The sequence below is a fragment of the Microbulbifer sediminum genome (genome assembly GCF_021729035.1).
Lineage (GTDB): Bacteria > Pseudomonadota > Gammaproteobacteria > Pseudomonadales > Cellvibrionaceae > Microbulbifer > Microbulbifer sediminum.
In genome coordinates this window covers 224,088-238,354 of the sequence record NZ_JAJSAP010000002.1, presented here as the reverse complement: position 1 = coordinate 238,354, position 14,267 = coordinate 224,088, and the positions used below count along the sequence as shown (strand labels likewise).

At 61.3% G+C, this 14,267-nt stretch carries 10 protein-coding genes; 3 read left to right on the top strand and 7 right to left on the bottom strand.

All coding sequences use genetic code 11. From position 1 onward, the window contains the following. Window positions 1–177: 177 nt before the first annotated feature. Together LVD11_RS03800 and LVD11_RS03795 are read right to left on the bottom strand one after the other, a co-directional pair. The gene (locus tag LVD11_RS03800) at window positions 178–675 is read right to left on the bottom strand and encodes a hypothetical protein (protein WP_237056348.1); all 498 of its coding nucleotides are present in this window, start codon (window positions 673–675) and stop codon (window positions 178–180) included. 238 nt (window positions 676–913) lie between these two features. Further along, complete coding sequence (locus tag LVD11_RS03795; RefSeq protein WP_237056346.1) at window positions 914–1,831, bottom strand: pirin family protein; 918 nt, start codon at window positions 1,829–1,831, stop codon at window positions 914–916. Between the two features lie 274 nt (window positions 1,832–2,105). Here LVD11_RS03795 and LVD11_RS03790 point away from each other — a divergent pair, with 274 nt between their 5' ends. The 3 genes from LVD11_RS03790 (at window position 2,106) to LVD11_RS03780 (ending at window position 4,324) form a co-directional block, all read left to right on the top strand. Further along, window positions 2,106–2,957, top strand: coding sequence for a mechanosensitive ion channel family protein (locus LVD11_RS03790; protein WP_237056339.1), 852 nt, complete (start codon window positions 2,106–2,108; stop codon window positions 2,955–2,957). 144 nt (window positions 2,958–3,101) lie between these two features. Further along, on the top strand, window positions 3,102–3,713 hold the full coding sequence (locus tag LVD11_RS03785) for an FMN-dependent NADH-azoreductase (protein ID WP_237056338.1): 612 nt from the start codon (window positions 3,102–3,104) through the stop codon (window positions 3,711–3,713). 113 nt (window positions 3,714–3,826) lie between these two features. Next, entirely contained in the window at window positions 3,827–4,324 is a 498-nt protein-coding gene (locus tag LVD11_RS03780) for a nucleoside deaminase (RefSeq protein ID WP_237056336.1), read from the top strand. Window positions 4,325–4,328: 4 nt separating this feature from the next. Here LVD11_RS03780 and LVD11_RS03775 read toward each other — a convergent pair whose 3' ends face one another. The 5 genes from LVD11_RS03775 to LVD11_RS03755 all read right to left on the bottom strand — a co-directional run bounded on the left by LVD11_RS03775 (window position 4,329) and on the right by LVD11_RS03755 (window position 14,228). Further along, a complete protein-coding gene (locus LVD11_RS03775) occupies window positions 4,329–6,665 on the bottom strand; it encodes a TonB-dependent receptor (RefSeq protein WP_237056334.1) in 2,337 nt (778 codons plus the stop codon). 48 nt (window positions 6,666–6,713) lie between these two features. Further along, complete coding sequence (locus LVD11_RS03770) at window positions 6,714–7,508, bottom strand: DUF547 domain-containing protein (RefSeq protein WP_237056332.1); 795 nt, start codon at window positions 7,506–7,508, stop codon at window positions 6,714–6,716. Between the two features lie 165 nt (window positions 7,509–7,673). Further along, complete coding sequence (locus LVD11_RS03765; protein WP_237056330.1) at window positions 7,674–9,746, bottom strand: TonB-dependent receptor; 2,073 nt, start codon at window positions 9,744–9,746, stop codon at window positions 7,674–7,676. Window positions 9,747–9,867: 121 nt separating this feature from the next. Beyond that, on the bottom strand, window positions 9,868–13,050 hold the full coding sequence (locus LVD11_RS03760) for an efflux RND transporter permease subunit (protein ID WP_237056327.1): 3,183 nt from the start codon (window positions 13,048–13,050) through the stop codon (window positions 9,868–9,870). An 11-nt stretch (window positions 13,051–13,061) separates the two neighbouring features. Then, window positions 13,062–14,228, bottom strand: coding sequence for an efflux RND transporter periplasmic adaptor subunit (locus LVD11_RS03755; RefSeq protein ID WP_305080655.1), 1,167 nt, complete (start codon window positions 14,226–14,228; stop codon window positions 13,062–13,064). Window positions 14,229–14,267 lie beyond the last annotated feature (39 nt).

Below are 14,267 nucleotides of genomic sequence, written 5' to 3'. Positions count from 1 at the left end.
GAGCTGTAACGGCCCTTCATGCCACTACCCGGCAGCCGCGCCGGTAAACTGCGGTAGCATCGCGGTCTGGGCGACACCGGGGAGGGACACCACAATCAGACTTCGCAGCGGAACTTTCCCCGGGAATTCAAACCTGGCGGATGAGCATTAACGCGTAGAGAGCAAACGCCTGCCTGTTCAGGCCCTGTAGTGACTGGCCAGATGGGACAGGTTGTCGAGCTCGCAGTTCTCGCTGTAGTGCACCAGGGCGCAGGCCACCCGGTCCCGGAAGTGATTGCGCAGGGTGGCGTCCTGCGCAATGATGGCGTTCTCGATATCGCTGAGTGACACCCGCATCAGGTCGTAATTCACCAGTACTTCACTGCCCTCCACGCGTACCTCCCCGATGCCCTTCAGCTCTAGCAGAGAGTGGACAATCCGTTCAGTCTGTTCTTCTGTCGGGGTACCCGCCAGCGCAATACGCCGAAACTTGGGTACCGATGTGCCGAGCTGGCCCTCGGAAAGCCCGAAAGTTGCTTCACCGACATAGAGGTGGGGCCAGCGCTGGAATCGGGTGCGACAATGTTCGGAACAAAAGGCGTACTTGATATGGCGATGTGTCCAGCTGAGGGTGTCCACCGGCACCGTGGCGCCGCAGACCGGGTCGCATGAGTATCCGAGCAGGGTGTCGGGCATTTCCGGTAACCATTGTTATCACGTATACAGGGATACCACAGAGTGTAGCAAGGCGCCTGAAGTCGGGTGCCCTCCATAGCCTGACAGGTCGGGACCGTGGGTAAGCCGGTCCAAGCATCGGCGCCAGCGCGTCAGGCAGGAAGGTAAGCCCGGAGAGAAAAATTCCAGGCAAGCGTGTACCGGCGTGACCAACCACCGTGCGCCAGTACGCGATGTCTCCCGGCTCCTGGGCGGCTGGCTACTTTTCCGGGAAGGGAATGTACTCTTCCTCATCGCCCGGCACTTTGGCAAACCTGCCCTGCTTCCAGTCGTTCACTGCCTGGTCGATGCGCTCCGGGCGGCTGGAGACAAAGTTCCAGACAATATGGCGTCGGTCGAATCGCTCGCCACCAATAATGGCAATGCGGCTCTCTTCCAGTGCCTGCAGCTCCACGCCCTGGTCACGCTTGAAGATCGCCATGGAGAACTCGGGAATATCCGTATCGCGGGCCCTGAGGCTACCGGCTGCCACATAGACGGCCCTTTCCTCGCTGTCGGGCAGTGTGATCCGCTGTCCGGGGCTCAGGTGGGCCTCGATATAGAGAGTCTCTGCAAAGGTTTTGACTGGTGACTCGGCACCATAGGCGCGGCCCATGATCACGCGCACCGGTACACCGTCAACAGTCAGTGCTGGAATCTGCGCTGATGGGTAGTGGTAAAATTCAGGCAGTATCTCTTCACGGTCTCTGGGCAGCGCAAGCCAGAGCTGCAGTCCGTGCAGCCTGTGCGGTAAGCTGCGGACCTCGTCGCGTTCCCGCTCCGAGTGCACGATACCGCTACCGGCCACCATCAGGTTGATGTCCCCTGGCCGGATTGGCTGCAGGCTTCCCAGGGAATCCCGGTGGAGGATTTCCCCCTCGAACAGGTAGGTAACGGTGCAGATACCAATATGCGGGTGTGGCCGGACGTTGATCCCCTGCCCGCCCGGGAAATCTGCCGGGCCCATATGGTCAAAGAAAATCCAGGGGCCGACCATCTGCTGCTCCCGGCTCGGCAGCGCCCGACGCACCTGGAAACCTCCGAGCTCCCGTGACCTGGGCTCGATGATCTCCTGGATAGCGCCACATCCCTCAATGAAGTCGCATTCCTGCTCTGCAGTCCTGATCAGATTACTCACGCTTAATCCCCTTTTTGTCAGAACTATCTGGCTGGCAGTTTATCGTTTGCCCTATGTCGCCCCATACCGCCTCTTAAACCGGCCAGACAACCATTATGCAAAGCCGGAACCATTACTGCTTTGAAAGTTATCGAAACCACGGTTCGACACAGTCGATTGAAACATTGTGCAGCGGTCTATTCTTTTGTGGGTAGCGTCTGTCCTTGGGGCACGGAAATCATTACTATGCCGGCTTGAACGGATATGACCAACCCACAGTAAAGATGGAGTATCAATGCTGCAGCAGCTGCTCGAGAACAAGCTCTTCCTCTCAATCCTGGTGATTGTCGTAGTCCTGCTGCTGCGCCTGCTGCTGTCATTTATATTTGCCCGCCAGAAGCGCTGGAGCAAGCAGGATCGCCGGCGCCGGATCAATACAGTACATAATTTCAGCAACCTGCTGATCTTCCTCGGCCTTGTGGCGGTCTGGGTCTCGGAACTGCGGGAATTCGCCCTTTCCATCGCTGCCTTCTCAGTCGCCATCGTGCTGGCCCTGCGGGAACTGGTGCAGAGCCTGGTGGGTAAGCTGTACCAGGCCAGCATGCGCTCCTTCCTGGTAGGCGACTGGGTCAAGGTGGGCGACCAGTTCGGGGAGGTGATCGACAGTGACTGGCTGAGCACTACCCTGCTGGAGATCGACCCCCATGGCCTCGGCAGTGGCTACACCGGTATCACACTGTACATTCCCAATAATGTGTTCTTTACCCAGCCGGTCAAGAACCTGAACTTTATGCGACGTTACATTGAGCATACCTTTTCCATTACCAGGGAGAACAAGGGTGGCAATCCTTTTGCCGCCAAGAAGTTCCTGCTGGAACGTATCCACGAACACAGCGAGGCATTCCGGGAAGTGGCAGCACGCTATTGCCAGATGATTGAACACCGTACGGGAGTCGAGCTGGTGGGGACCGAACCCAAGATTACCTTCTCATCCAACGAGCTGGGACACGATGTGGTGACCATCACCCTGTTCTGCCCCCGCGAGGATGCCCACGAAATCGAGCAGAATGTGACCGAGGATTTCTACAATTTCTGGTACAGCGGCCCGCAGGACCGCCAGGAAACATCGCAGTCAGCCGCGACCTGAGCGGAGGTTCAGGCACAGCGCGGGGGGCACTGATGGGTTTCGCTGGGCAACGCTTCTAAAAAATAGACCCATTCAGCCATAAATTTGCAATTTTCAATCGATTTCTTCAGTGCTTAAATGCCGCCATCAAATTCAGGAATACCGATGGAGGTACGAGAGATGACCCGGATACTGAAGATCAAAGCGAGCCTGTTCCACAACGACGGCCAATCCTCGCAACTGGCCGATGCATATACAGAGCAGTGGCTGCAACATAACCCCGGCGCCACCGTGGCTACGCGGAACCTCGCGGAAGAGCCGGTACCCCATCTGGACGCCCAGCGGTTCGGTGCGTTTACCACCCCCGCGGGCGAACGGTCCCCGGAGCAGGAGGCGGTAGTCGCTTATTCCGACCAACTGATCGATGAGATCAAGCGCGCCGATGTGCTGGTGCTGGGTGTCCCCATGTACAACTTCAGCGTACCCACAACGCTCAGTGCATATTTTGACCATATCGCCCGTGCGGGGGTCACATTCCGCTACACCGAAAACGGCCCGGAAGGCTTGCTCAAGGGAAAGAAGGCCGTGGTGTTCATCACCAGGGGCGGAATCTACGGCGAGGATCATGCACAGACTGCCTACCTGCGCCAGTTCCTGGGCTTTATCGGCATTACTGACGTTGAGTTCGTGCATGCCGAGGGCCTGGCCATCAACGATGATGCAAAGGAAAAGGCATTGACCGGTGCTCACGAACGCATCGAGGAACTGGCCGCCTGACGCTGACCGTCCGGCCCACCACCAAAATGGTGGGCCGCTTCCCCCCTTCCGACAGATATCCCCACCGCCCCAGGCTCCGGCTAACCTGAGAGAGGCCGTAGTGGAGGTAACCCATGAAGAGTGACCCGGATAGTCCGTCGACAGAAGCCCAGCATCGCGAGTTCCTGGCTCGCGCGGTGACCCTGGCTGATGAGAACGTCAGGCAGGAATCTGGACGGCCATTCGGTGCCGTGCTGGTGCGTGACGGCCAGGTGATTGCCGAGGGCGTCAATACCATTCACCGGGACGGCGACCCGACAGCGCATGCCGAGCTACAGGCAATCCGCACTGCCACTTGCAGTGCCGGCCATCCGCGGCTTGATGGAGCCATCATGTACGCCAGCGGACACCCCTGCCCCATGTGCCTGGCTGCCATGTACCTGTGTGGGGTGACGCGGGCCTATTACGCCCTGTCCCAGGAAAACGGCGAGCCCCACGGCCTTTCGACCGCGGAGATCTACGCCGAGCTGGCCCGGCCCGCCGGGCAGCGCACCCTCAGGATGATCCACATCCCGCTCGACGACGGCCCGGATCCCTATGCCAGCTGGAGCGCGCTGCCGGGCAACCCCTGATGCCTCAGAACCGGTGCGACAGCGCCAGGTCGATATGTCGGGGCAATTCGGGGAAGACCAGCGTGGAGCCGAAATAGCCACCCTCGAATACCGGCGCCCAGTTTTCCTCGTCGGTCAGGTTAAAGATATCCAGCCGAACCGAAGTACGCTGTTGATTGAAGCGGTATTCGACATTGGCGTTGAGGGTGAACTGCGCGGGGATCTCCACTGTCTGCAGGTAATCCAGCGGGTAGCTGCCGGAGAGTACCGCCGATCCACCCAGCGACCAGGCGTCGCTCAGCCGATAACCCGCAGCCGCGGATGCAGTCCAATCCGGCAGGCCCTGCAGGCGGGCATCCGATGGGGCGAAGCGGGCAAAATTGGGCGCACCCGCGCCGGTTCCCGCAACAATCTCCGGACGTGAGTCGTCGAAGGCGTCCAGTACCTGCCGCGAGTCCTGATAGGCAGCGGAGTCATCGAAACGGGCCTCCAGGTAGCTGGCACCGGCATTGGCCCACAGTCTCTCACCCTGGTAGAAGAGCTGCATCTCCACGCCCCGTGTGCGGATACCCGAATTGCTCCCGTCGCGGTTTCGCAGGCTCCGGGTCTGCTCGAACAGTGCTGCATCGGCATACCAGGGGCTCCCCTCGGGCCGGTACTTCAGGCCAATCTCGTACAGCGTATTTTCAGTGGCAAAGTTCAGCGGACTGATGGTGTTGTCACCGGAAAGCACGTTGCCGCCGCCCAGGCTGTTGGAGGTGGACTCCTGGTAGGCAAGCGTGGCATAGCCGGTAACAGGTTCCTGCGGGCGATAGTGCAGGCTGGCGCTGCCGGATTTCAGCCAGTCGCTGTAATCGTCGCTGGCGCGCTGTACTCCTGACGGGGCCAGCGGGTCCCGGGCCTTCACATCGTAGTAGTCGCCCCGTACGCCGGCCGTAACCCAGAGCCGCTCGGTGAAATCCTGGCGATGCTGCACAAACAGCCCGGTCTGCAGGCTACTGGAATCGGTGGTGTCAGACAGGTTGAAGTCGCCGAATCCGTCTCCATCGAGGTCATACTGGCCGCCCGGGGACACGAACAAACCCGGACGCAGTTCCACCAGGCGTTCTTGCTGGGCCTCGGTCAAGGGTATACGCCGGCTTGCCAGCGGCCCGGTGAGATCAATGGGCAGGTCGGCCTCGGTAGTGAACTGGCTGTAGCCCAGCACGTCGTTGTAGCGCAGGCCGATGCCGGCGACGGTATCGCCGAAATGGAGTTCAGTCCGGTTCTCGAATGTATCCGCCCCGTCGATAATTTCGACAAAACTGTTCTGCGCTATCTCTTCGCGCTCCAGGTGTTCGTAATAAGTGCGGTTGATAAATGCCAGCTCTTCACCCAGTTCACGGCGATAAACGGAGTGCAGGAGCAGGGTTTCGGCACCGTTGATATCCAGCGGATCAGTGAGCACGGTGCTGCGATCAATTTCCACCGGGCCGGTGGGGCTCACGAGTGCACCGGCACCGGGCACCGTGGAACCACCTGGCTGCACACCCTGCCCCTGTACATACAGGCCGTCGTCAACCAGCTGCTGTGTCGGTCGGTTGATACCGGCATTGTCAGTCCAGTCGATATCGTAGTATTCCAGCGAGATATTCCACTCACTGCTGGTGTCGGGCCTGAGGCGATAGGCCAGGAACAGGTTGTCGCTGTCGAGGCCGGCATAATCGTAGAAGCTGCCCTCGTCGCGGTGTTCATAGCTGCCCCGCACCGCCGAACGCCCCTTTTCCAGTACCCGGGAATAATCCAGCTGGGTTCGGTAGCGATCCCATTCACCGCCCCGGACCTGCACCGAGCGACTGGAGCGGGCAAGGTCCGGTCGCTTGGGCTGCAGGTTGACGAAACCACCGGTGCGCTGGGTGGTGCCGAGGATCACCGATGGCGTGCCGCGCACCACATCTACCTGCCCCACCGCATTGAATGACAGCGGAATCCCCAGGCCGTTATTGCCCACCTGACGCCGCATTCCGGCCTCAAAGACCTCACCCAGCTGCCCGCGCACCGTCGGCAGGCTGGGGGCCCCGAAACCGGTTGCGCCGTAGGTGTTGGGCGTAACGCGCTGCAGGTCCCGCAGGTCCTGCACAGCCACTGCCTCCAGCAGCCATTCGTCAATGGGCGTGACCGAACGTGCGATATCCTCGCTGGTGAGCCCCTCCCCGAAAGCATCACTGACGGTATTGTCCGCAAGACCCGCGCGCACCGGGTCATCCTGGCTGCCCACTACCTCGACCAGCTCGGGCTCTGCTTCCTGGGCAAGTACCGGTGTTGCAGCGAGCAGTATCAATGAGAGTGCGATGGGGTTTTTACGGAAACTCTTATCGGTCATTCCTGGCCTCTGTTGGTCATCCAAAATTCTTCTCGGGTGTTACGTGTATTACCGGCTGCCAGCATCGTTCAGGCGCCAGTCGTAGTCGAGGAACCTAATCTGGAGCTCATTGGCGCGGAGGGCCGCTACCTGTGCGGGATCGAGGCCCAGGGCCTGCCGGTAATCCAGCAGGAATTCCCCGAGACTCCCGTGGCCACGCCAGCCGCTACTGAAGTCGTCCCCATACCACTTGAATAGTCGCGACAGCGCCAGACCTTCAGCGGTGACACGGTTTCGGGACCGATCCGACAGGAAGCGGCGAGCCTGTTGCTTGAGCTGCTGCTCCAGCAATTCCCCGGTATAGGCCTCTTCGCGCAGCATCGGGCAACCCACGCTCGCGCAATTGACCGCAAAATGGATGCGGGGCTCATTAAAATCCTGCCGGATCATGCCGTGTTCGATATCATCCAGGGAATACCTGCGGCCGAACAGGGAAATGAACTCCCGGCGCCACGCTGCCCCCGGAAGCCAGCCGATGTCCCGGATGGACTCCAGCCCGGGGTATTCTGTCAGCACCAGCTGGACGGTCGCGGCATTATACGCATTAATGAGAAAAGCCAGTCGCTCACTCTCTTCCCAGCCCTCAAAGGTATCCCTTTCCACGTTCGCCAGCTCTGCAAGGTAGCCATCCAGTCGCCCCTGGTCGGTCTGCATTCCGCGGTAGTCCACGGTCGAGCCGCGGCCGCCATCGTGCAGGACCATATGCTTCCGCAACAGGTCCGACCAGGTGCCGTGATCCGGTTCAGAGGCTCCGGCCAGGGTAAAATGGCCCAACAGCAGGATGGTGACTAAGATGTGCCGCATCAGCTGACCCCTGTTGTTTTCAGGCCGGATCACCGGCTTGGCGATAAGCTTTGCTTGTATTGGCACAAGAGTCGCAGCCAGCCAGGAATTATTACAATCTGTCGCCATTACCCGTATCCGGGCCGAGACTGACAATGCCCCGAGAACCGGAACAGCGTCGTGCGGTCACAGCTGCAGCGATAATTCGGCATAAAGCGCCCGGGATTCACCGGGGAAATACCGATCGCCGCTGAAGTTACTGAAATCGGCTCGCTCCGCGTATTCCTCATCCAGTAGGTTGAGCAATCTCACCCCTACTGACCAGCGCTCGCCCAGTCGTCGAGTTGCACGTGCGTGCAACAGGTCGTGGCCCGGGTAGCTATGCAGGTTGAGGGGATCTGTGTAGTACTGTCCCTGGTGCAACCACTCGAGTTCGAGCTGCGTGGCGGCATCCGGCTGCCATTGGAGACGGGCGGAACCAAAACTGCGCGGCGCGGAGTCCACCAGCTTGTCTTGCAGCGCTATTCCGTCGAGCAGCCTCTCATCGTCGTAGCGGTGCTCCGCATAGCTCGCTGACACATCCACCAGCCACTGCGGTGCCAACTGGTAACCCAGTGCCAGCTCCAGGCCGCGGTGGGTAGTGGTCCCGCCGGAGCGGTTAAAGAAGTCGGCATCGCGAAAGATCACGTTGCGCTTCTCCATGGCAAAACCCACTACCTCGTAATCAAAGTCCCCGGCCCCGCCCCGCAGCCCGAGCTCGACACTGCGAACTTCCTCGGAATCCAGCTCGGCCACTTGCTGCTCCCGCTGTAACTGGTAAAGCTCGGTCGCCTGCGGTGCGCGGAAACCGTGGGCCAGGTTTACGAACAGCTGATGGGCCGGTCTCCAGCTGTAAAGCAACCCCAGCTGCGGTGACCAGTTTTCAAAGTCATCCCGTCGATCCGCGGGACGGCTGTAGCGGCAGCCGCCGAAACCACAGCTGCTACCATCGTCTCGGGTTCGGCCGGCCAGCATGCGGTTGTCATAGTCGTACGACAGCTTTTCCAGCCGCAGTCCCGCCTCCAGTACCAGTCGCTCCGTCAGTCGCAGGGATGCCAGTGCATAGGGCGAGAGTAGGAACGCATTGACGTGATAATCGTAATGCCGGCCAGGTGGAACAGTTTCCGCCAGGAACCCGGATCCGGCCGCGATGCCGGACTGTGACTGGCGCAGGGAGGCGTGGGTAATTTCCCCGTCGACGCCTGCCGCGACACCGAGTAAATCGTTCACCGGCACGGTCAGGCTGGTCCGCACGCCCGCACTGCCGTGGGCGGTTTCCTCGAGGGGCTGCCCGGGCAGGAAGTGCTGCCGGAAGCCCATCTTCCCATAGCGGGCGTACGGGGTGATTTCGAGCTTGTAGCCCGCCCCCCACTCTGATTCCAGCCGGTGCGACAGGCGCGCAGTACGCACATTGCGAAAAGCCTCCGGATTGGGGTTAGAGCGTCGGAGTACATCGTCCCGGTACGCATCCTCCCCTACTACATAGCCTGCAGTGTCCTGCTCAAGATTGGTGGCGTTGAAACGGGTCTCGGAAGTGGACTGCCCGCTCCGGTGCACCAGGGTCAGTTTCTGCTGGTCGTAGCCGGAGCTTGCCCGGTAGCCCCCGTCACTGGCCAGCGAGACGGCGGCAAGCAGACCCGATCCGGCACCGGTGGCGGTGGGAATCCGACTGGTGAATCTCCAGCGATCGTTGGGCCCCGCTTCCAGGCTGGCCCGCCCGGTATCAGCGGATCCGTATGACGGGCCCAGTACATTGACCACACCATGCATGGCACCGGCACCGTGCAGGGTACCGGCCGGCCCGCGGATCACCTCGATCCGTTCGGCCTGTTCGCTGTGGGCGGCAAACAGCTCATTGATATTACAAAAGCCGGCGGGGAACAGCGGGATGCCATCCTGCATGGCCAGCACACTGCCGCACGCTCCGGCGCCGGTCAGCACCGGCGAACGCAGGGCCGGCAGGTATTCCTGCCCGTTGCCGCGACTCAGGTTGGCCCCGGGAACCCGGGCCAGGCTCTGCTGGATATGGCTGTGGTTCACCAGCGTAAGGGAGTCGGCCTCCAACACCGCCATACTGCCGGCGTAGTCCGCCCGACTGTCGTGCAGGGGGCTGCCGGTGACCACCAGCGTCTCAAGCTGGCTTTCAACATCCCCGCCCTGGTCGTCGGCAAAGGCGCTCCCGCTGAAGAGTAACGCCGTCGCGAGTGCAGCCCTGCGCATCCCGGTCTCCTGTTGCGATTGTTTGCCACGCATTCTAACGCACATAAAAAAACGCCGGCGATTGCCGGCGTTTCCAGTCAGGCGGTATACACCTGCTTCTTTTTCACGGCCGCCCCAGCGCTCAGGTCACATCTGCCGGGGCGCTTTCACGGAGATTCCCCCGGGCAGGCGCCTCCGATTCACTTGTGAGCTCTTCAGCATTCCGCGAGCGACCAAAGAGACGCTGCACAATCACAAAGAACAGGGGAATGAAGAAGATCCCCAGCGATGTCCCCACCAGCATGCCGCCCAGCACCCCGGTGCCGATGGCCTGCTGGGCACCGGAGCCCGCACCGGAGGCAATGGCAAGCGGCAGTACCCCCAGGCCGAAGGCCAGCGAGGTCATCAGGATCGGGCGCAGGCGATCGCGCACCGCGCGCATGGTGGCCTGGACCAGTTCCATGCCCTCTTCCAGGTTTTGCTTGGCGAACTCCACGATCAGGATGGCGTTCTTGCTGGTCAGGCCCACCGTAGTGAGCATCGCCACCTGGAAGTAGATATCCCGTTCCATACCGCGCAGCGTATTGGCGAGCACAGCCCCCAGGATACCCAGCGGAGCGACCAGCAGTACCGCGGTCGGCACTGTCCAGCTCTCATAGAGGGCCGCGAGGCACAGGAACACGATCAGCAGCGACAGCGTATACAGCAGTGGGGTCTGGGCGCCTGCCTGCCGCTCCTGGTATGACAGGCCGGTCCATTCCAGGCCGATGCCAGCCGGCAGCTCGCCGACCAGGCGTGCCATCTCCGCCATGGCCTCCCCGGAACTCACACCGGGTGCAGCGGAGCCGTTGATCTGCATCGCTGGCACGCCGTTGTAGCGCTCCAGGCGCGGGGAACCGTACTCCCACTCAAAGCTGGCAAAGGTCGACAGCGGCACCATTTCCCCGTCCCGGTTACGCACGGACCACTTGTTGAAATCCTCCGGCACCATCCGATACGGCGCGTCCGACTGCACGTAGACCTTCTTTACCCGGCCACGGTCGATAAAGTCATCGATGTAGCGCCCACCCCAGGCGGTGCCGATGGTGGTATTGATCTCGTTGATCGACAGGCCCAGCGCGGCTGCCTTCTCGGTATCGATATTCAGGCGGAACTGGGGTGTATCGTTCTGCCCATTAGGACGCACATTTGCCAGCAGGGGACTCTCTGCCGCCGCACCCAGGAGCTGGTTGCGCGCCTGCGTGAGTGCCTCGTGTCCCAGGTTGGCATTGTCCTTCAGGTAAAAGTCAAAGCCCCCGGAGGTGCCGAGGCCCGGTAGCGCCGGTGGCGAGAAAGCGAAGGCCATGGCGTCCTTGATCTGCATCAGCGCGCCCATGGCCCGCATGGCGACAGAACCCGCGTCCTGACCCGGCTCCTCACGCTCTTCCCAGTCGTGCATATTGATGAACGCGATACCATTGTTCTGCCCGCTACCCGCAAAGCTGAAGCCCTGCACGCTGAAGACAGATTTAACCGTGTCCTGCTCGTTCTCGAGATAGTAGTCCTCGACTTTCCTGATCGACTCCATGGTGCGCTGCTGGGTGGCGCCCACCGGCGCATTGACCATGGAAAACAGCACACCCTGGTCCTCTTGCGGCAGGAAGGAACTGGGCAGACGCAGGAAGAGCACCAGCATCACTGCGGCGAGGCCTGCAAACAGCAACATAAAGCGACCGCCCCGCGCCACGATCCCCCGTACACCACGCTGGTAGCCAGCGGTGCCTCTTTCAAAGTTGCGGTTGAACCAGCCGAAGAAACCCGTCTTCGCATGGCCCTCACCTTTCGCAATGGGCTTGAGCATGGTGGCGCAGAGGGCCGGTGTCAGCACGATGGCCACCAGCACCGACAGTGCCATGGCCGCGACGATGGTGGCCGAGAATTGCCGGTAAATTACCCCGGTGGCGCCTTCCATAAATGCCATGGGCACGAATACCGCCGAGAGCACCACGCCGATACCCACCAGCGCCCCGGTGATCTGCTTCATCGACTTGCGAGTGGCCTCTCGGGGCGAAAGGCCCTCTTCGCTCATCACCCGCTCTACGTTTTCCACCACCACAATGGCGTCGTCCACCAGCAGGCCGATGGCCAGTACCATGGCAAACATGGTGAGCATATTGATGGAGAAGCCCATCGCCGCCAGCACGCCGAAAGTGCCCAGTAGTACGACCGGCACGGCAATAGTGGGAATAATCGTGGCGCGGATGTTCTGCAGGAACAGGTACATCACCAGGAATACCAGGATCACCGCCTCGATCAGCGTCTGGATCACGCCCTTGATGGACACCTCGACAAACGGTGTCGAGTCAAACGGCACCACGGTCTTGATCCCGGCCGGGAAATAAGGCTCCAGCTCCTTGAGCTTCGCCCGCACCCCATCGGCTGTCTCCAGCGCATTGGCGCCGGTGGCGAGGTTCACCGCCAGGCCGGTGGCCGGCTGGCGATTGAAGCGGCTGATAAAGTCGTAATTCTCTGCACCAATCTCGACCCGCGCGATATCGCCCAGCTTGAGTGCCGAGCCGTCGGGATTGGAACGGATAACAATATCGCGGAACTGTTCAGGTGTCTCCAGCCGTCCCTGGGACACCACATTGGCATTCAGCTGCTGGCCATCGATGGCCGGCGTCCCGCCCAGGCTGCCCACGGCCACCTGCTGGTTTTGGGCCCGGACCGCGGCGATTACATCACTGGGCACCAGCTTGTAAGTTTCAAGCTTGTTTGGGTCCAGCCAGATACGCATGGCGTACTGGGAACCGAATACCCTGACACCGCCCACGCCCGGCACCCGGCTGATAGCGTCGACAATGTTGGCATTGATATAGTCTGCGATATCAGCACGGTCCATGCGCCCGTCCTCGGACACAAACCCCACCACCATCAGGAAGCCGCTGCGCCCCTTGCCAACATTCACCCCCTGTCGCTGCACCGCTTCCGGCAACAGCGGCATGGCCAGCTGCAGTTTATTCTGCACCTGTACCTGGGCGATATCGGGATCCGTGCCATTGGCAAACGTCAGCGAAATATTCACCCGGCCATTGGATTCGCTGGTAGCGGACATATACAACAGGCCGTCGAGCCCGGTCATGCCCTGCTCGATAACCTGGGTCACCGATTCCTCTACTACCCGGGCAGAGGCACCGGGGTAGCTGGCACTGATGGATACCGTGGGCGGCGCGATATCCGGGTAACGCTCTACGGCGAGCTTGCTGACCGCGAGCCCGCCACCGAGCATCACGACAATCGCGATCACCCAGGCGAAGATGGGGCGGTCAATAAAGAAAGATGCCATGGTATGCCCCCTCAGGAATCAGCTGCAGCAGCACTTTCCGCCGCAGGGGCTGGCTGTTCAGGTTCAGCGGATACGGTGGTGACCTGGACGCCGGGGCGGATTTTCTGGAGCCCCTCGACGATGACCCGGTCACCGGCCTGCAGGCCGTCCTCCACCAGCCAGTGGCTGCCAATGGTCTGGCTGACGGTCAGCGGGCGTACCTCCACCGTGTTCTCACTGTTCACCACCATGGCATTGGTGTTGCCCCTGGGGTCGCGGGTGACGCCCTGCTGGGGGACCAGGATGGCGTTATCGCGGATACCGCGGCCGATCACCGCGCGCACATACATACCCGGCAACAGCATATTCTCGGGGTTTGGCACAACGACGCGCAGCAGGACACTGCCGGTGGTCGGGTCGACAGTGGCTTCGGCAAACTCGAGCTTGCCCTTGTGCTCGTAGGTGGAGCCGTCCTCCAACAGGATGGTTACCGGCAGGTCAGCGGTGTCTTCCACTTTCCCCGCTTCCAGCGCGCGCCGCAGGTTGAGCAGCTCGCTGGTAGACTGGCTCACGTCCACGTAGATGGGATCCAGTTGCTGGATGGTAGCCAGTGCCTGCGCCTGGTTCGCGGTAACCAGTGCACCCTGGGTTACCGATGACTTGCCGATACGACCGGAAATGGGCGCACTGATCCGGGCATAGTCCACCGGGATACGGCTGCGCTTCACCGCCGCCAGCGCGCTGGCGACTGCCGCCTCAGCCTTCTTGAGATCGGCCTGGGCACTATCGTTGTCCTGCTTGCTCACGGCACCGGTCTTGACCAGGTTGGCGACCCGCTGGGCACGAAGCCTGGCAACCTCAAGCTCCGCGCGGGCGCTTTGCAGGCTTGCGCGGGCACTTTCGTAATCGGCACGGTAGGTCGCATCATCCAGCTGGTACAGGGGCTGCTCGGCCTCGACGAGCCCGCCCTCGCGGAACAGCTGCTGCTCCACCAGGCCATTAACCCGCGGACGCACTTCGGCGACCTTATACGGGTTGGTGCGGCCGGGTAACTCACGGGTCAGCGTCACTGACTCGGGTGCCAGCGTCACCACTGCCACCTCTGGCGCCATCTGTGGCCGCCCGCCCTGCTCCTGGCTGCATGCGGACAGCAGCGACAAGCCGGCCAGCATGCCGATCAACAGATTCCTTTTCTGCATGGATACCTCTCCAGTGACCCTTGGGTTCGCCAGTGGACG